This window comes from Nocardia otitidiscaviarum (genome assembly GCF_007362295.1).
GTDB classification, from domain to species: domain Bacteria; phylum Actinomycetota; class Actinomycetes; order Mycobacteriales; family Mycobacteriaceae; genus Nocardia; species Nocardia otitidiscaviarum.
This window is the reverse complement of record NZ_CP041695.1, coordinates 3,094,624-3,112,439: the sequence shown is the minus strand read 5'-3', so window position 1 is coordinate 3,112,439 and position 17,816 is coordinate 3,094,624. Positions and strand designations below refer to the sequence as shown.

15 protein-coding genes are annotated in these 17,816 nt (G+C 68.7%); 9 read left to right on the top strand and 6 right to left on the bottom strand.

The window, feature by feature from the left end:
- Nucleotides 1-82: 82 nt before the first annotated feature.
- A complete protein-coding gene (locus FOH10_RS13695; RefSeq protein ID WP_221937968.1) occupies nt 83-646 on the top strand; it encodes a CGNR zinc finger domain-containing protein in 564 nt (187 codons plus the stop codon).
- A gap of 19 nt (nt 647-665) precedes the next feature.
- Here the strand turns inward: FOH10_RS13695 and FOH10_RS13690 are convergent, their stop codons facing one another.
- The 4 genes from FOH10_RS13690 to FOH10_RS13675 form a co-directional block, all read right to left on the bottom strand.
- Nucleotides 666-2,135 carry a hypothetical protein gene (locus FOH10_RS13690; RefSeq protein ID WP_143980985.1) on the bottom strand — a complete coding sequence of 490 codons (1,470 nt, stop codon included), beginning with the start codon at nt 2,133-2,135 and terminating at the stop codon, nt 666-668.
- A complete protein-coding gene (locus FOH10_RS13685; RefSeq protein ID WP_143980984.1) occupies nt 2,111-3,022 on the bottom strand; it encodes a protein phosphatase 2C domain-containing protein in 912 nt (303 codons plus the stop codon). Before FOH10_RS13685 ends, FOH10_RS13690 begins: the two co-directional genes overlap by 25 nt.
- Nucleotides 3,015-3,701, bottom strand: a complete 687-nt coding sequence (locus tag FOH10_RS13680; RefSeq protein WP_052372987.1) for a vWA domain-containing protein — start codon at nt 3,699-3,701, stop codon at nt 3,015-3,017. The genes FOH10_RS13685 and FOH10_RS13680 overlap by 8 nt, the downstream gene beginning before the upstream one ends.
- A gap of 92 nt (nt 3,702-3,793) precedes the next feature.
- The gene (locus FOH10_RS13675) at nt 3,794-4,570 is read right to left on the bottom strand and encodes an NAD(P)H-dependent oxidoreductase (protein ID WP_143980983.1); all 777 of its coding nucleotides are present in this window, start codon (nt 4,568-4,570) and stop codon (nt 3,794-3,796) included.
- A gap of 140 nt (nt 4,571-4,710) precedes the next feature.
- Between FOH10_RS13675 and FOH10_RS13670 the strand changes: the two genes are divergently transcribed.
- The gene (locus FOH10_RS13670; protein ID WP_143980982.1) at nt 4,711-5,565 is read left to right on the top strand and encodes a helix-turn-helix transcriptional regulator; all 855 of its coding nucleotides are present in this window, start codon (nt 4,711-4,713) and stop codon (nt 5,563-5,565) included.
- Between the two features lie 47 nt (nt 5,566-5,612).
- On the opposite strand, the gene FOH10_RS13665 is transcribed toward FOH10_RS13670, so the two are convergent.
- Together FOH10_RS13665 and FOH10_RS13660 are read right to left on the bottom strand one after the other, a co-directional pair.
- Complete coding sequence (locus FOH10_RS13665; RefSeq protein ID WP_143980981.1) at nt 5,613-6,542, bottom strand: serine hydrolase; 930 nt, start codon at nt 6,540-6,542, stop codon at nt 5,613-5,615.
- A gap of 14 nt (nt 6,543-6,556) precedes the next feature.
- Complete coding sequence (locus FOH10_RS13660; RefSeq protein ID WP_143980980.1) at nt 6,557-7,429, bottom strand: LysR family transcriptional regulator; 873 nt, start codon at nt 7,427-7,429, stop codon at nt 6,557-6,559.
- Between the two features lie 257 nt (nt 7,430-7,686).
- Between FOH10_RS13660 and bla the strand changes: the two genes are divergently transcribed.
- The 7 genes from bla (at nt 7,687) to FOH10_RS13625 (ending at nt 17,805) form a co-directional block, all read left to right on the top strand.
- Nucleotides 7,687-8,544, top strand: a complete 858-nt coding sequence (gene bla, locus FOH10_RS13655) for a class A beta-lactamase (protein WP_143984076.1) — start codon at nt 7,687-7,689, stop codon at nt 8,542-8,544.
- A gap of 95 nt (nt 8,545-8,639) precedes the next feature.
- Nucleotides 8,640-10,814 (top strand): choline BCCT transporter BetT, encoded by a 2,175-nt coding sequence (gene betT, locus FOH10_RS13650; protein WP_143980979.1) that lies wholly within the window; start codon nt 8,640-8,642, stop codon nt 10,812-10,814.
- Complete coding sequence (locus FOH10_RS13645) at nt 10,811-12,325, top strand: aldehyde dehydrogenase family protein (protein WP_143980978.1); 1,515 nt, start codon at nt 10,811-10,813, stop codon at nt 12,323-12,325. Before betT ends, FOH10_RS13645 begins: the two co-directional genes overlap by 4 nt.
- Nucleotides 12,322-13,869, top strand: coding sequence for a GMC family oxidoreductase (locus tag FOH10_RS13640; protein ID WP_143980977.1), 1,548 nt, complete (start codon nt 12,322-12,324; stop codon nt 13,867-13,869). The genes FOH10_RS13645 and FOH10_RS13640 overlap by 4 nt, the downstream gene beginning before the upstream one ends.
- 214 nt (nt 13,870-14,083) lie before the next feature.
- On the top strand, nt 14,084-14,668 hold the full coding sequence (locus FOH10_RS13635; protein ID WP_143980976.1) for an LGFP repeat-containing protein: 585 nt from the start codon (nt 14,084-14,086) through the stop codon (nt 14,666-14,668).
- Nucleotides 14,669-15,095: 427 nt separating this feature from the next.
- Nucleotides 15,096-15,299 carry a cold-shock protein gene (locus tag FOH10_RS13630; RefSeq protein ID WP_029927571.1) on the top strand — a complete coding sequence of 68 codons (204 nt, stop codon included), beginning with the start codon at nt 15,096-15,098 and terminating at the stop codon, nt 15,297-15,299.
- A gap of 154 nt (nt 15,300-15,453) precedes the next feature.
- The gene (locus tag FOH10_RS13625) at nt 15,454-17,805 is read left to right on the top strand and encodes a sulfatase-like hydrolase/transferase (RefSeq protein ID WP_143980975.1); all 2,352 of its coding nucleotides are present in this window, start codon (nt 15,454-15,456) and stop codon (nt 17,803-17,805) included.
- Nucleotides 17,806-17,816: the final 11 nt, after the last annotated feature.

Here is a 17,816-nt window from a genome sequence, read left to right as displayed (position 1 = left end):
GGTCGGGCAACCTCACATATTCGTAACGGGTTAAGCGTTACAACGCTACCACGTGTAACGCTTGAAGCGTTACGCTGTTCTGGTGACGGAAGACAAGCACGCGTTTCGGTTCGACTGCGGGTCCACGTGGCTGAATCTGCTCGCCACGAAGGGCCGCAGTTTCAGTGCGGACCCGGTGGAGCGGCTGGACACGCCTGCGCGGTTCGCCGAGTGGCTGGACCGCAGTGAGCTACTGCCTGCTCGACCGCCCACCGCCGACGACCTCGCCCGGGCGATCCGGCTGCGGGAGACACTGCGCGTCCTGGTGCTGGCCACCATCGACGGCACGGCACCACCACACGACGCGGTCACCGAACTGAGCGCGTTCCTTGCCGGGCACGATGACTCGGTGCACCTCGTCGTGGCCGATCGGTTGCGGCGCGAGCCCCCCGCGACCGCACTCGACGCGCTCGCTCGCATCGCACGCCAAGCCGTCGACTACCTGACCGGTATCGAACGTGCCGCGCTGAAGGTCTGCCCGGAACATGATTGCCGGGGCGTGTTCATCGACAGCGCAGGTCGCCGCCGCTGGTGCCCGTCCCCGGCGTGCGCGAGCCGGGGACGGGTCCGGGCGATGCGTGCCCGCCGCGCCACCGATCAGGTCTGATCAACGACCGCACCCCGCGTTACCGCGGTGGCTGCCAGGTGCCGTCGCGGCAGAGGAGGATCTGGGCGTCCGGGCCCCTGGCCATCGGTGCCGCTTCGGAGTCGCACAGGGTGCCGGGGGTGGCGCGCAGGAGGAGCACCGACGGTCGCCATGCCGGGGGTGCGGTTCCGTCCGACTGGCAGACCAGCCAGAAGCCGGACAGCAGTTCCCTGGGATTGTCCGCCGCCGGGTCGCACGGGGTGTTGTCGGTGCGGATGCGCGTCTCGCCACGGTCCGTCTTCTCCACGTGCACACCGGGGAAGGGAGTCCACTCGGAGGTGGTCTCGGTCGCGCGGGGCCGGTTGGACGGGCGGGACGGCTCGGAGATGGCGACGTTGGCGAGTGCGAAGACGGTCAGGATCATCGCGACGGCGATCGCCAGCTTCGCCGTGAGCCAGGGGTCGCGGGATGGCGTCGTCGCGGACGTCGACGCTGCCGCCGGGGCCGGGCGTTGTCGGACAGTGGGTTTCGCACGGACCGGTGGGGGACGGAATCGATCGGCGTAACGGTCCACCGCCCGCAGTGCCGGATAGCGGAAGGCGCTCCCGTCGCCGGTCAGGAAGACCGCCTTCAGCGCGTCCTGCCATTCGACCGCCGTCGGTCGGCCCGTGGTCGCGAAGGGGTCGTGGAACGCGCGGTCGAACAGTGATCGCAGCCGTGCGGGGAGGTCGTCCGGAATACCGGAGGGTGGGGCCCAGTCGCCGTCGACGAGTTCCGGCGCACCGGGATTGAGCAGCAGCGCACGATAGACCATGACGGCGAGGGCGAAACGGTCGCTGTAGCGGTCGTGCGCGGGGATGCGTCCGGCCACCCATCGCGGATCGCGCCAACCCGCGGTGCCGACGCCGCGCTCGCGGACCTCCGCCGCCGGATGCACACCGTCGCAGTCGATGAGGTAGGCATGCGGAGAGCGCCTGTCCCACACCAGATTCTTCATCGAGATATCGCCGTGGACCAGGCCCAGCTCATCCAGACAGGCGAGGATGTCGCAGGCGCGCAGCAGGACGCCGACCCGCACCGCCGCGCGGGGTGGACGGGCGGCGGCCACGTACAGGAAATCCAGGGTGAGCGGTTTGCCGTGCTCGCTGAGAAACCGCGGTGGAATGAGCGGCAGGATCACCCCGGTGACGGCATCGGATTCGGCGATGATGTCGATGGGCCAGTTCACCGAGGATTCGGCGGTGGCGGCGACGGTCTCGGCGCTTTCGGCGTCGGCCGTGATCCGGGCTCCCCGCGCGGCGATCTCACCCAGCGTGTCGATATCCCGCCGTTCGGTGAGCGGCGTGCGGTACCGCTTGAAGACCCTGAGGTGGCTCGCCTCGTCGCGGCAGGTGTACAGAATCGACTGCCCGCCGGAGGAATTGAGCGGTTCCGCATCGACCCGGTAGCGTCCGTACCGGCCCGCGACGGAGCTGTCCGGGTCGCTCATGCCGACAGCGGTTCCAGCCACACCACCACCGCGGTGCGATCGTCGTGCGAACCCTGCCGCCGGTACCGCAGCGAGTCCACCATCCACGCCGGACCGCAGGGCCGGGACCAGCGGTGTGCCAACCAGTCTCGGACATCCGGGGAGTCGAAGAGGTCCCCGGCGAGCCCGTCGGTGGCCAGGATCAGCAGCCCGGTGCCGGGCAGCGGCCAGCGCGCCGGTTCGAGCAGCGGATGCGGATCGTCGCAGGGCAGCGTGTGCCGAACGATATTCAGCGGCCCGTCATCGGCATCCGGGTAGACGACCTGATAGCCCGCCGGGTCGGACCACGTGAACGCCTCGCAGTCGCCCACCCGCAGCAGCAGCATGTCCCGGCCGCCGCCCGGATGCAGCGGGAGCCAGCACAGCAGCATGGTGCTGGCCAGCTCGCGCGCGGTGAGGCCGAGGGTGGTGTCCCGCAACCGTTCGAGCGTGGCGACCGCCTGCCCGATGGCCCCCGTCAGCGCCGCGTGACCGCGCTCGACCACCTCCGCACCGGAGAGCGCGGCAACCTCCGACACGCACAGCCGGGCCAGGAGTTCCGCGCCGATCTGCGCGGTGTCCGCCTGCTGCCCGAGGCCGTCGCACACCGCCAGGACCAGGGCGCTGCCGTCCCGGGCGACGGTGAAGCCGTAGGAATCCTGTGCGGAACCGCCCCGGGCGGTATGTGATTGCCCGGCCAGGCTCACGGCGGCCACCCACCGCCCGGCGAGCATGCCCGCATCGGCCCGTACCCCCGCCAGGCCGGTCGCGGTGGCGGCGAGGCGGGGAGGGGGCAGCGGCCCGAGGTCACCGATCCGCGGTGCGTGCGAATCCAGTTCGGCGTAGCGGACGCGGTCCGGTCCCACCAGCCCGATCGGCCGCTCAGACAATGTTCTCCGGCAGCCGGGTGAGATTCGGTGACGGCGCGATGATGAGCGCGCCACCGGACGGGCTGCCGAACGAACTGGAGGTGGAGCGGATACTGCCGATCACACTGTGCAGAATCTCGCGCACCGCCGCGACCGGATCGGGATCGTCGGCGAAATACGCGTGCCCGGTCGACACCCGGCCGATGGCCTCCCGATCGGCAGCGCCCATCCCGAACGCGACCACTTCCGCCCCGAACTTGTCTGCGCGATCGGTGAGTTCGCGCCAGGCCGGCAGCCAGTCACGGCCGTTGTGCTGACCGTCGCTGAGGAAGAAGACCACCGGGCGATAGAACCGGGTGCCTCGACCCAATCCGCGAATTCCCTGTTCGATCGCGGTCCGGGCGGTCCGCAGCCCTGCCGCGAAATCGGTCGAATCCCGGGTATCGAGCCGGGGCAGTTCGGTTTCCCAGAGGTTGGCCAGCGGCAGTTCGATGCGCGCGGAGGAGGAGAAGGTCACCAGCGCGATCCGAGCGATCTCACCGGTCGCCGGATCCTCCAGAATGGCCTGCCGCAGCTCGGGCAGGGCCTGGTTGACCGCCTCGATGGGCGCGCCGCGCATGGATGCGGACACGTCCACCACCAGACAGACCGGAAAGACCGGTGGACGTTCGATATTCGAGAACCGCGACGGCTGGCCCACGGTGAAACCCCCTCCTGCACAACACGTACCGGTGAGTGTGCCACAGCCCCGGCCGGTTATCCCGGCATTTCCGGCGGACGGCGATCGCCCGGCTATCCCAGATGGAGCCCGAATCCGCTGCGCCCCGGCACCTCCCGGCCCGCGTGCAGTCGCAGCGAAGGCAGTTCGTAGTCGCCGCCGTTCTGCGGACGGTAGGGGATCGGGGTGGTGTCGGCGAGGGTGAGCAGGCGCTGGCGATACTGCTTGGCGGCCACCGCGAAGTCCTCCTCGGTGCAGCGATCCGCGCCGTAGAGGACGAACGGCGGGACGACCCGCATACCGGCGTAGTAGAGGATGCCGTGCTGGATGGGGAAGAGCAGATCGTCGATGGGGCCGTTGACGCCACGGTCGGAGTAGTGGGTTTCGCGACCGCCGATGGTGACCGACAGCATGGCGCGCTTGCCCGCGAGGGTGCCCTCACCGTACCGATCACCCCATCTGGTCTCGTTGTGCTCGCCGACGCCGTAACCGAATCCGTAGCTGAACACCCGGTCGACCCAGCCCTTGAGGATGGCGGGCATGGAGTACCACCAGAGCGGGAATTGCAGGATCACCGTATCGGCCCAGCGCAGTTTGTCCTGTTCCGCGGTGACGTCGGGGGTGAGGTTGCCGGTGTCGTAGGCACGCCCGGAGTCGGCGACGACGCGCAGCGGCTCGCTGGCGGCCGGGCCGAAGTCGGCGGCGTCCACCAGCGGCTTCCAGTTCATGGCGTAGAGGTCGCTCACCCGTACGTCGTGGCCCGCCTCGGTCAGCGTGGACACCGCGACGTCGGCCAGCGCGCTGTTCAGCGACCGCGGCTCCGGGTGGGCGTGGACGATGAGTGTGTTCATTTCCGCTCCTTCGTGATCGGTCGTCTCCGATCCTGGCGGCGGACGAGTGCGCCGTTCAGGGGCGCTTCTTCCGTCGGACGGGACTTCCTGGTATCGGCAGGGCCACCCTCGATCGCGGTGGGTGTGGTGATACTGGAGCGATGGACGATCTCGCCGACTTCCTGCGCACCCGCCGCTCCCGCGTCGACCCCGCCGCGGTCGGCATCGCCACCGACGCACGCCGCCGGGTGGCGGGGCTGCGCCGGGAGGAGGTCGCGCATCTGTCCGGTGTCAGCGTCGACTACTACGTGCGCCTGGAGCAGGGCCGCGCCCGGCAGCCGTCGGCGCAGGTGCTCGACGCGCTGGCGGGGGTGCTCGGCCTGGCGGAGGTGGAGCGCGAGCACCTGCACCGTCTCGCCCGCAACCCTCGCAGACCGGTCCGCACCGCACCGGCCACCGCGCGTCCCCGTCCGGAACTGCTGCGCATGTTGGATCTGGTCGGCGACACCCCAGCTTTCCTGCTCGACCACCGCATGGACGTGCTGGCCGGAAACCATTTGGCCGAACTGCTGTTCGGCCGCCCGCTGCGCGAGTTCAATATCGCCCGCCACATCTTCCTGGAGCCCGACGGCCTCGCCCTCTACGCCGCCTGGGAGAAATGCACCCTCGATACCGTCGGGCATCTACGCCTGGCCGCGGGTAAGTATCCCGACGACCCGAAGCTGGCTTCCTTGATCGGCGAACTCGCCATGGGCAGCGACCGCTTCCGCCGCCTGTGGGCCCGCGCCGAGGTCCGTGGTCGCACCCACGGCCTCAAGCCCTACACCCACCCGCTGGTCGGCCGCCTCGACCTGCACCAGGAGAACTTCACCCTCCCCGACGACTCCGGGCTGGAACTGATCGTCCTCTCCGCGCCCCGCGGCAGCGAAGCCCACGACAAGCTCAGCATTCTGGCCAGCCTCGGTGCCGAACAACGCGGCGACCCCAGGCACTCCGTCCGCGCCGAGCGCGACTGATCGCTGGCGGTACCCGCGCGAACCGACCGTTGCCGGGAGCCTTCGGATCAATCGCCGGGCAGCGGACGACGGAGTTCGGTGACGGCGATGCGGGCGACCTCGGCGATCGCGGCGTCGACCGCGGGCAGTACCGGGTCGGCGCGCGCCGCGCGGGTGAAAACCGCTACGGCGACCGGGTATTCACCGGGGAACTCCACCACGGCGACCTCGTTGCGGATGACGCCGATGGTGCCGGTCTTACCCGCGACCGACACGCTGCGAAACGGGAAACCGGCGGCGATACGATGCTGCCACACCTGGGCGCGCATGACGGCGCGGGCGTAGTCGGTGCGCTCGGGGGAGAGGATGTCACCGCGCCACAGCGCGTGCAGGAAACGCGTCATCTCCTCCGGTGTCGTCGCGCTGGTGTAGGACGGGTCGTAGGCCGAGACCGACCACGCTTCGTCATTGCGCTCCAGCGCCGCGAACGCCTCCGCGGTGGTGTGGGTGTCGGTGTCGCGCACCAGGCTGCGGTGCAGGTCGGCGGTGCCGCCGACAATCCGTGTCCGGGTCAGGCCGACATCGTCGAGCAGCTCTTCGACGGCGGCCAGCCCGATTTCGCCGAGCAGCACGTCGGCGGCGGCATTGTCGGAGACCGTCATCATGGAGGCGGCCAGATCGCGCAGGCTCATGGTCACCGGGTCCCGCAGGGCGGCGATACCGGTGGGGCCGGGCGTGCAGTCCGAGGGTGTCACCGTGATCCGGGCGGTGGGGTCGATGCGGCCCTCGTCGATCTGGCGGCAGAAGGCGACGAACAGCGGGAGTTTGTACACCGAGGCGACGACGACCCGTTCGTCACCGCCGAGTGAGATCTCGGTGCCGGAGTCGTCGCAGCGGCGGGCATGCAGCCAGCCGGTACAGCCCGCGTCGGCGAACACGGCCCGGATGCGGGTTTCCGCGTCACCGGTGATCGATTGGCTCCGTACGATATTCGTCATCGGGGTATTGGTCATCACAGCCGCTCCCGGTACAGCACCCGGTCCACGGCGTCGGCGAGGGCGGCGGCCTCCGGTCGGTGCACGACACGGAGCCGCAGCGCCACTGCCTGCGGGGCCAGCCGCAGCCACGCCACGCCGGGTGTGGCGGCCGGGGCGGTGGTGGTGAGCCCGAAGCTGGTTCCGGCGGCGGCCGCGGCGAAGACGGCGCGACCATCCGGTGCGGGCACGGTGGGCGCGTCCAGTCCGCGTTCACGCAACAGGTCCAGCATGGTGTCGAAGGCGGGCGGATTGTCCGAGCGCGGCGGACAGGCGAAACTCAATCCCGCCAGCATCGGGAAGGTGGGCCGCTCGGCGCCGGCGCTGCGATGCTCCGACGGCACTACCAGCCAGCGCGGAAGCTTCACCACCGGCCGCGCCTCCACCCCGTCCACGAGTGCGGGATGCTCGATGACGGCGACGTCGCACAGCCCCGCCCGCACGGCCCCGACGAGGTCGACGGTCGGAGCGACCGTCGTGGACACGGCCGCGTCCGCCACGACCGCAGTGCGCAACGCCCGCACGCCCGCGGTGATCAACGCATCGGGCAGTGCGGAGGTCGCACCCCAGTGCACCGCACCGTGCGCCTGCGCGATGCGCTGCGACTCGGCCAACAGCCGGTCGGCATCGTCGACGAGCAGCCGGGCACGGGGGAGCAGTTGGAGTCCGGCGGCGGTGAGCACGGCTCCCTGCCGGGTGCGATGCAGGAGATCGACGCCCAGATGCTGTTCCAGCCGCCGCAGGCCCTGTGACAGCGGCGGCTGGGTCATCTCCAGCGCGGCCGCCGCCCGGCCGAAATGCCCCTCGTCCGCGACCGAGACGAAGAAGCGGAGGTGGCGGATCAGATCCATGCGGTCATTGAACCAGCGACGCCGCGGCAATCCGCGCGGAGACGGGCCCCCGAGGCGTTCGAACGCGACTTTCCCGCCCCGGTGACCTGCGGCGATATCGAACCCGACTCGCCCGCGCGGGGGGCGGATATTGGCCGGGTGCACCGCGGCGGTGATGTAGTCCGGCGGTGACCTTCTCGACGACACACCGCCGCATTCCACACCACCCCTTCCCACTCCGCCGATTCGTCGCTGTCGCGGCCGTCGCCGCGCTCTCGATGGTCGGCGCGGCCTGCGGCTCCGATCCCGGCTCCGAGGCCGCCGCCTCCACGAGCGCATCGGCCACGATCGCCGGTACCGATTCCTTCGCCGCGATGGAGTCCGAGCGGGCCGCCCGGCTCGGCGTGTACGCGGTCGACACCGGTTCCGGCCGGACCGTGGCCTACCGGGAGGGGGAGCGGTTCCCGATGGCCTCCACCTTCAAGGGGCTGGCCTGCGGGGCGCTGCTGCGCGACCATCCCCTGTCCACGGGGTTCTTCGATCAGGTGATCCACTTCTCCCGCGACGAGCTCGTCGAGTACTCGCCGATGACCGAGCAGCGCGTGGACACCGGTATGACGGTGGCCGAGCTGTGCGAGGCGACGATCACCCTCTCCGACAACACCGCCGGTAACAAGGTGCTCGAATTGCTGGGCGGCCCAGCCGGTTTCACCGCGTTCCTGCGGTCGATCGGTGACGAGGTGACCCGGCTGGACCGGTGGGAGACCGAACTCAACTCCGCCGTACCCGGCGACGAGCGCGACACCACCACCCCGGCCGCGCTGGCCGCCGACTACCGCGCGCTGGTGCTGGGCGATGTGCTCGGCGAACCCGAACGCGCGCAACTGAAGTCGTGGCTGGTCGCCAACACCACCGGTGACCAGCGCATCCGCGCCGGGGTACCCGCCGACTGGACCGTCGGCGACAAGACCGGCAGCCCCGCCTACGGTGGCGCGCTGGATGTGGCCATCGCCTGGCCGCCGGGGCTCGCCCCGATCGTGATCGCGGTATTGACGACCAAATCCGAACCGGACGCCGAGCCCGACAATGCGCTGGTGGTGGACGCGACCCGGGCGGCGGTGGCGGGACTGCGCTGACGCGGGGGAGTTCGAACATCCTAGTGTCGGCGCGCCACACGCCGGACACCGGGCGGTCTGATTCAGTCGGCGTCCTACCAGTTATCGTTCGGTAAATGACTGAGCAGACCGGAGCCACCCCATCGGGAACCGAGTCCGCTGATCGCGGAGGAACAACCGAAGCCGAGGGCCCGCCTCATCCCGAGGCGGGCCGCGGGTCGGTCAACCGGCCGGTGTTCTTCACCGCGGCGGGGATCGTTCTCGCGTTCGCGATCTGGGCGCTCGCCTCACCCTCGAGCGCCGAGACCGTGGTCGGTGAGGTCAAGACGTTCATATCCACGTGGTTCGGCTGGTGGTACATCATCCTCGCCACCGTCATCGTCGGACTCGTCGTCTTCATCGGCGCCAGCAAGTACGGCCGCTACCGGCTGGGACCGGAGGAGTCCCGTCCCGAGTACAGCCTGTTCACTTGGACGGCAATGCTTTTCGCGGCCGGCATCGGCATCGACCTGATGTTCTTCTCGGTCGCCGAACCCGTCTACAACTATCTACACCCGCCCACCGGCCCCGCCGGAACCAACGAGGCCGCCCGCGAGGCCGCCACCTGGACCATCTTCCACTACGGCATCACCGGCTGGGCCATGTACGCGCTCATGGGCGGTGCGCTCGCCTACTTCGCCTTCCGGCACAATCTGCCGCTGACCATCCGGGCGGCGCTGTACCCGATCTTCGGCAAGCGAGTGGAGGGCCGCTGGGGCGACGCCATCGACGTGGCGGCGGTGCTGGGCACCATCTTCGGTATCGCGACCTCGCTGGGCATCGGCATCGTCCAGCTCAACTACGGCCTGCACGAGATGTTCGGCGTCGCCCAGGGCAAGGCGGCCCAGATCGGCCTCATCGCCCTGTCGGTCGTCATCGCGACCATCTCGGCGACCTCGGGCGTGGACAAGGGCATCCGGCGGCTGTCGGAGTTCAACGTCATCCTGTCCATCGTGCTGCTGGTCTACATCCTGGTGGCGGGCCGGACGGATTTCCTGCTCAACGGGCTCACCCAGAATGTCGGCGACTATCTGTCGACCTTCCTCGACCGCACCCTCGACACCTTCGCCTGGGATCGCAATCCGGAAACGGTGAACGAGCCGACCGCCTGGATCGACGCCTGGACGCTGTTCTTCTGGGCGTGGTGGGTGGCGTGGGCGCCGTTCGTCGGACTGTTCCTGGCGCGCATCTCGCGCGGACGCACCCTGCGCCAGTTCATCTTCGGCGTCCTGGTCGTACCGTTCAGCTTCATCCTGCTGTGGATCTCGATCTTCGGTAACAGCGCGCTGGAACTCGCCCGCGACGACGAGGACTTCGCGCTGACCACGGCGAACCGGGCCGAGGCCGGGTTCTACTCGCTGCTCGAGCAGTACCCGGGCGCGCCGCTGCTGCTCGGCATCGCGACCATCACCGGGCTGCTGTTCTACGTGACCAGCGCCGACTCCGGTTCGCTGGTGATGGGCAACTTCACCTCGAAACTGCCCGATCCGATGGCGGACTGCGCCCGCAGCACCCGCATCTTCTGGTCGCTGGCGATCGGCCTGCTCACCTTGTCGATGCTGTTCGCCGGTGCGGGCGGTTCCATCACCACCCTGCAGAACGCCACCATCATCATGGGCTTGCCGTTCTCGTTCGTGCTCGCCCTCATCGGTGTGGCGCTGCTGCGTACGGTGCGCAACGAATCGCTCAAGCTGGACAGCTACCGGACGACCCTGCCGAAGGCCATCGCGGCCGGACGCGGACCGTCCGAGCACGGCAGCTGGCGTCGCCGCCTGCTGGCCACCATCCAGTACCCGGGGCCGGGGGCCACCCGGAAGTTCGTCGCCAACACCGTCGTTCCGGCCATGCGGGAGGTGGCGGCCGAGTTCGACCGGGCGGGCATCGCCGCCACGGTCACCGAATCGGGTCAGCACGAAGGGATCTTGTCGCCGCGGCTGGTGGTCGACCAGGCCAACGAGCCCGGATTCGAATACTGCGTTTGCCCGGTGTCCGCGCCGACACCCAGCTACGCGGTGCTCTCACAGCGCTCCGACGACCGCTACTTCCGCTGCGAGGTGTACCTCGCGGAGGGATCGCAGGGCTACTCGCTCAACGGCTACACCCGCGAGCAGGTTATCGGCGACATTCTCGACCAGTACGAACGCCATCTCGGCTATCTGCATCTGCGCCGCTCGGCCACCGACACCCACGAGCCGACTCCGAGCGACACCGACGTCACCGTCAGCGATCCTGAAGGGACACCCACCACATGAGTCACACCCTGTACATCAACGGCTCCTGGTGCGCCGCACAATCCGGCAAGACCCGCCAGATCCGTTGTCCCGCCGACAATTCCGTGGTCGGCGTGGTCTCCGAGGCGGATGCCGCCGATACCGAGGCGGCGATCGCGGCGGCCCGGCGCGCCTTCGACCGCGGGCCCTGGCGCGACACCTCGGCCGCCGAGCGCGGCGATCTGCTGCTGGCGGTGGCCGCCGCCATCGACGCCCAGCGCGCGGATTTCGTGCGCGCCGAAACACTCGACACCGGCAAGCGGCCGTACGAGTCGGATATTGACATGTCCGATATCGCGAACTGCTTCCGCTACTTCGGCAAGCTCGCGGCCGAGGACGCGGGCCGGGTGGTGGACGCGGGTTCCCCCGATGTCGACTCCCGCATCGTGTACGAACCGGTCGGTGTGTGCGGGCTCATCACACCCTGGAACTACCCCCTGCTCCAGGCGGCGTGGAAGATCGCCCCGGCGCTGGCCGCGGGCAACACCTTCGTCCTGAAGCCGTCCGAGCTGACGCCGCACACCTCCATCCTGCTCATGCGGGTGCTGGACGAGCTGGACCTGCCCGCGGGCGTGGCCAATCTGGTCCTCGGCGCGGGCACAACCGCCGGTGCACCGCTCTCGGCACATCCGGACGTCGACATGGTCTCCTTCACCGGCGGCCTGGCCACCGGCCGGATCATCGCCCGCGAGGCCGCGGCGACGGTCAAGAAGGTGGCGCTCGAACTGGGCGGCAAGAACCCGAACGTCATCTTCGCCGATGCCTGCGACACGCGTGAGCGACTGGCCGCCGCCGTCGACAACGCCCTCAACGCCGCCTTCCTGCACTCCGGTCAGGTGTGCTCGGCGGGTGCGCGGCTGGTCATCGAGGAGTCGGCACACGACCGGTTCGTGGACGAGCTGGTACGGCGGGCCGAGGAGATCCGGCTCGGTCTCCCGTTCGCCGAGGGCACCGAGACCGGGCCGCTCATCTCGGCCGCGCACCGCAACAAGGTGCACGCCTATGTCGAGCAAGCCCGCGCCGAGGGGGCGGTCATTCGCACCGGCGGCGCGTTCGCCACCGGCGACCAGGGGTCGGGCAGCCTCGACGACGGCTGGTTCTATCGGCCGACCGTCATCGACCGGGCCACCCGGGAGATGGCCTGCGTGCACGACGAGGCGTTCGGGCCGACCGTCACCGTGGAGACCTTCACCACCGAGGACGAGGCGGTCGCCATCGCCAACGACACCGAATACGGCCTGGCCGGTGCGGTGTGGTCGTCCGACACCGCCCGGGCCCGCCGGATCGCGGCCCGGTTGCGGCACGGAACCGTGTGGGTCAACGATTTCGGCCCCTACCTGCCGCAGGCCGAATGGGGTGGCTTCGGGCACTCCGGCGTCGGCCGCGAGCTGGGACCGTCCGGCCTGCACGAGTACCGCGAGGCCAAACACGTCTACGAGAATCTCCGGCCGGGTGTCACCGGCTGGTTCGCCGACCGAGGGGAGCGGAAGTGACCGAGTACGACTATGTGATCGTCGGCGGCGGCTCGGCGGGCGCGGCCGTCGCCTCGCGACTGTCGGAGGATCCGGCGGTGACGGTGTGTCTGCTCGAGGCCGGACCGTCGGATGTGGGCGACGACGCCATCCTGCGGCTGGACCGCTGGATGGAACTGCTGGAATCCGGGTACGACTGGGACTATCCCATCGAACCGCAGGAGAACGGCAATTCGTTCATGCGGCACGCCCGCGCCAAGGTGCTGGGCGGCTGCTCCTCGCACAACAGCTGTATCGCGTTCTGGGCTCCGCGCGAGGATCTGGACGCCTGGGAGCGTGAGCACGGCTGCACCGGGTGGGGTTCGGATTCGGTGTACCGGCTGTACCCGCGGATCGAGACCAATGACGCGCCGGGCGACCATCACGGGCGCAGCGGGCCGGTGCACATCATGACGGTGCCGCCGAACGATCCGTGCGGTGTGGCGCTGCTGGACGCCTGCGAGGCCGTCGGCATACCGCGCGCCGAGTTCAATTCGGGCCGCACGGTGGTCAACGGGGCCAATTTCTTCCAGATCAACCGCCGCCCCGACGGGGTGCGCGCCTCGTCCTCGGTGAGTTATCTGCATCCGCACCTGGATCGCCCGAATCTGACCGTCCGGACCGGGGCCTGGGCCAAGAAGGTCGTCGTCGAGGGCGGCCGGGCCGTGGGCGTCGACATCACCGACAACGCCTTCGGTCGCACCACCCGCATCACCGCCACCCGCGAGGTGATCCTGTCGGCGGGGGCGATCGACACCCCGAAGCTGCTCATGCTGTCGGGTATCGGACCGGCGGATCACCTGCGCGAGAACGGCATCGACGTGCTGGTGGACTCGCCCGGTGTGGGCGCGCATCTGCAGGACCATCCGGAGGGCGTCATCGGTTTCGAGACGACGCGGCCGATGGTGGACCGGTCGACGCAGTGGTGGGAGGCCGGAATCTTCACCACCACCGTCGACGGGCTCGACCGTCCCGACCTCATGATGCATTACGGCAGTGTGCCTTTCGACATGCACACGCTGCGGCAGGGCTACCCGACGGCCGAGAACACCTTCTGTCTCACCCCGAATGTCACCCACGCCCGCTCCCGCGGCACCGTCCGGCTGCGCTCCCGCGACTTCCGCGACAAGCCGCGCGTCGACCCCCGCTACTTCACCGACGCCGAGGGCCACGACATGCGCGTCATGATCGCCGGCATCCGCAAGGCGCGCGAAATCGCCTCCACCGCTCCACTTTCCGAGTGGGTGGCGCGTGAGCTGTACCCGGGTCCGGAGACGAACTCGGACGCGGAGCTGGCCGACTACATCCGCCGCACCCACAACACGGTCTACCACCCGGTGGGCACGGTCCGGATGGGCGCGGTCGACGACACCATGAGCCCGCTGGATCCGGAACTGCGCGTCAAGGGCGTGGACGGCCTGCGCGTCGCCGACGCCTCGGTCTTCCCCGCGCACACCACGGTGAATCCGAACATCACCGTCATGCTCGTCGGCGAGCGCTGCGCCGAACTCGTCGCCGGCCGGTAGTTCTCTGTCGAAAGTTCTCTGTCGAAGCTGTGGCCCGGAACCGGTCGGTTCCGGGCCACACGCATCTCGAGCGCTGTCGGTCCCCCCGGTGCCTGCCCGCCGTATCGGCGCGCCAGTCGCGACGGAAGCGCGGCATCCCGTGCGGTGAGGTTTCGCCGCTCTCCCCGGTGTCACCCCGTCCGTATAGGTGGCGCAGACGGTGAGAGGCGGTGTGATGGTGCTACCGGCTATCTCGAGGGCCGCGGTGGTGGCCGTGGGCCTGGCATTGGCGATATTCGGGGTCGCGGGCTGCGCGACCGAGGACGACGAGTGCTGCTGGCCGACGGGTGCGGTCGGGACGCGCTACGCCGAGGTGTCGGGTCCGACCGGCCCGTTGGGCGACTGCACCGGAGACGAGCGTGATCGAGACGGCGGTCGGCAGCAGGACTTCGAGGAGGGGGCGATCTACTGGACACCCGATACCGGCGCCTGGGAGGTGTACGGGCAGATCGGTGACGAATACGAGAACGCCGGCGGTCCGGCATCCGCGCTGGGTTGGCCGGTGACCGGCGAGCTCTCCACGCCGAACGGAGTGGGCCGCTTCAACCGGTTCCAGCACGGGAACATCTACCACTCCCCGGCGGGCACCTACCCGGTGCACGGCGCGATCTTCGACGCCTACGCGCAACAGGGCTACGAGAACGGCCGCCTCGGCTTCCCCACCTCCGGTGAGCAGGACACCGACGAGGGACGCCGCAGCAACTTCCAGGGCGGCTGGATCGAATGGAACAGCAGCACCGGCGCGATCACCGTGGGTTGAACAAGGCCCCCGCCTAGTCGTGCGCCTGTGCCTTCACGCGACCTGCGGTGCAGTGGAACCCCTCTCGCGACGCACCGCGCACCCGCGCATCGAGCGCAGGATTGGTGTTTTTCCGGATTTTCGGAGCAGACTTCAAGGATGAACCGTGAAGATCGACCGCAGTCCGGCCTCTTCAGTCACCTCGAGGAACCCGCCAGCACCTCGTCGCCGACCGAGGAGGAGGTGGCCGCGTCCCGCCCCGTATTCAGCAGCGACACAGCTCACGAAGATCATCGCAACCCCTGATCACAGCCCCGTCCGCGGGCGTCGATCGAGCACCGGACCACCCGTCGGTTAGGGTTTACCGCCGCACTGTGAGATGCTGTGTGGTGAGCACGGGTTGTTGATGTGATCGCTCGGCTCACAACAGGAAAGTTAAAACAAAAGTATGTCGCAAGGCAGTGTGAAGTGGTTCAACGGCGAAAAGGGCTTCGGCTTCATCGCGCAGGATGAGGGCGGCCCCGACGTGTTCGTCCACTACTCCCAGATTTCCGGCTCCGGCTTCAAGTCCCTCGAAGAGGGTCAGCGAGTGGAGTTCGAGATCGGGCAGGGTCAGAAGGGCCCGCAGGCCCAGAGCGTCCGCGCCATCTGAGAGCGGATCAGCTCCGAAACCCGCGCCATCGGCGCGGGTTTCGTGCATTTCAGGGGTAATCACATCCCACCTCACCCCCAACGGGTGACGACCGGGCGCCGCGGGCGGGCCAGTATCTCCGGAAGACAGCCGACTCGTTCCGGAGGTGGGATTGGTGACGCGGGAATTCGAAGGCCGTATCGCACTGGACATTCGTGATTCGGTGGCCGATTGGGGGCCGTACGAGGAACCCAAGGCGCCGGAGGGAGCGCCCAATGTGCTGTACCTGGTGTGGGACGACACCGGAATGGGCACGTGGGACAGCTACGGCGGACTGGTGGAGATGCCGAATGTGCGGCGCATCGCGGATCGGGGAGTGCGATTCACACAGTTCCACACCACCGCGCTCTGTTCGCCCAGTCGTGCGGCGCTGCTGACCGGGCGCAATGCCACCTCGGTCGGGATGGCGACGATCGAGGAGTTCAGCGACGGCTTTCCCAACTGCTCCGGGCGGATTCCGGCCGACACCGCACTGTTGTCGGAGGTGCTGTCGGAGCGCGGGTGGAATACCTATGCCGTCGGCAAATGGCATATGAACCCGCTGGAGGAGGGGAATCTGGCCGCGTCGAAACGGCATTGGCCGCTGGGGCGGGGATTCGAGCGGTTCTACGGTTTTCTCGGCGGTGAGGCCGACCAGTGGTACCCGAACCTCGTGTACGACAACCATCCGATCTCGCAGCCGTACGCACCCGAGGACGGCTACCACCTGTCGAAGGATCTGGCCGACAAGGCGATCGAGTTCATTCGCGATTCCACGACGATAGCCCCGGACAAGCCGTGGTTCATGTACCTGTGTCCGGGCTGCGGCCACGCACCACATCATGTGCCGCAGGAGTGGGCGGACAGGTATCGCGGCCGATTCGACATGGGATACGAGAAGTATCGCGACATCGTGCTGGAGAACCAGAAGCGTATGGGCCTGCTGCCCGACGATACGGAGCTGCCGCCGCTCAATCCGTACTCCGACGTGACCAGCGCGGACGGCAAGCCGTGGCCCGCCCAGGACACGGTGCGCCCGTGGGATTCCCTGTCCGAGGACGAGAAGCGGCTGTTCCGCCGGCAGGCGGAGGTGTTCGCCGGCTTCCAGTCCTATACCGACGCGCAGATCGGTCGGCTGCTCGACTATCTGGAGGACAGCGGCCAACTCGACAATACGATCATCGTCCTGCTGTCGGACAATGGTGCGAGTGGTGAGGGCGGCCCCAACGGCAGCGTCAACGAGATGAAATTCTTCAACGGCTATCTCGACACCGTGGACGACGGCTTGGCGCTGATCGACGAACTCGGCTCCCCGCGCACCTACAACCATCACGCGATCGGCTGGGCAATGGCCTTCAATACGCCGTTCAAGCTGTACAAGCGCTATGCCTCACACGAGGGCGGTATCGCCGATCCCTGCGTACTCTCCTGGCCCGCCGGGCTGACGGCACGCGGCGAGACGCGACACCACTACCTCAATATCTGCGATGTGACGCCCACCGTGTACGAATTGCTCGGCATCACACCGCCGGACACCGTGCAGGGTGTGGCGCAGCGTCCCTTGGAAGGCGTGAGCTTCCGGGCGATCCTCGACGACCCGAACGCCGATTTCGACAAGCACACCCAGTTCTATTCGATGCTGGGCACCCGGGGAATCTGGCATCGCGGCTGGTTCGCCAACACCGTGCACGCGGCCTGCCCCTCGGGGTGGGGCCATTTCGAGTCCGATCGCTGGGAACTGTTCCATCTACTCGAGGACCGCAGTCAGTTGCGCGATCTGGCCGCCGACTATCCCGACAAACTCGAGAAGATGAAGGCGCTGTGGTTCGCCGAGGCCGAGAAATACCACGGTCTGCCCTTGAACGATCTCGACATCATCACCGCCAGCGCCCGTCCGCGCCCGACGCTCGGACGCGCGCGCGACAGCCGCGTCTACTATCCGGGCAGCGCGGAGGTGGGTCCGGGCGCGGCCCTGGAGATCAACGGCCGGTCGTTCGCGGTGCTGGCGGATGTCACCGTCGCCGACGACCAGGCGCACGGCGTGCTCTTCGCGCACGGCGGCAGGCTGGGCGGTCACACCCTGTTCCTTCAGGACGGGCGGCTGTACTACGTCTACAACTTCCTCGGCGAGGAGGAGCAGACCATTCGCTCCGAGCAGCCGATACCGTTGGGCGAGCACATCTTCGGCGTCCGATTCGAACGTCGGGGCACCCGGTCGGACAACTTCACCCCAACCGGGGAGGCCACGCTCTACATCGACGACCGGGCGGTGGGATCGCTCGCCGATATGCGCATACAGCCCAGTCTGTTCTCCTGGGTGGGGGAGGGCATCTGTGTGGGCCGCGACAGCGGGCAGCCGGTGTCGCAGCGGTATCGAACGCCGTTCCCGTTCACCGGCGGCACGATCCGCCGGGTCACCGCCGACCTGAGCGGCAAACCCTACGAGAATCTGGAAATGGCTGCCGCCTCGGCCTTTTCGCGGGACTGAGGGAAAGCGGA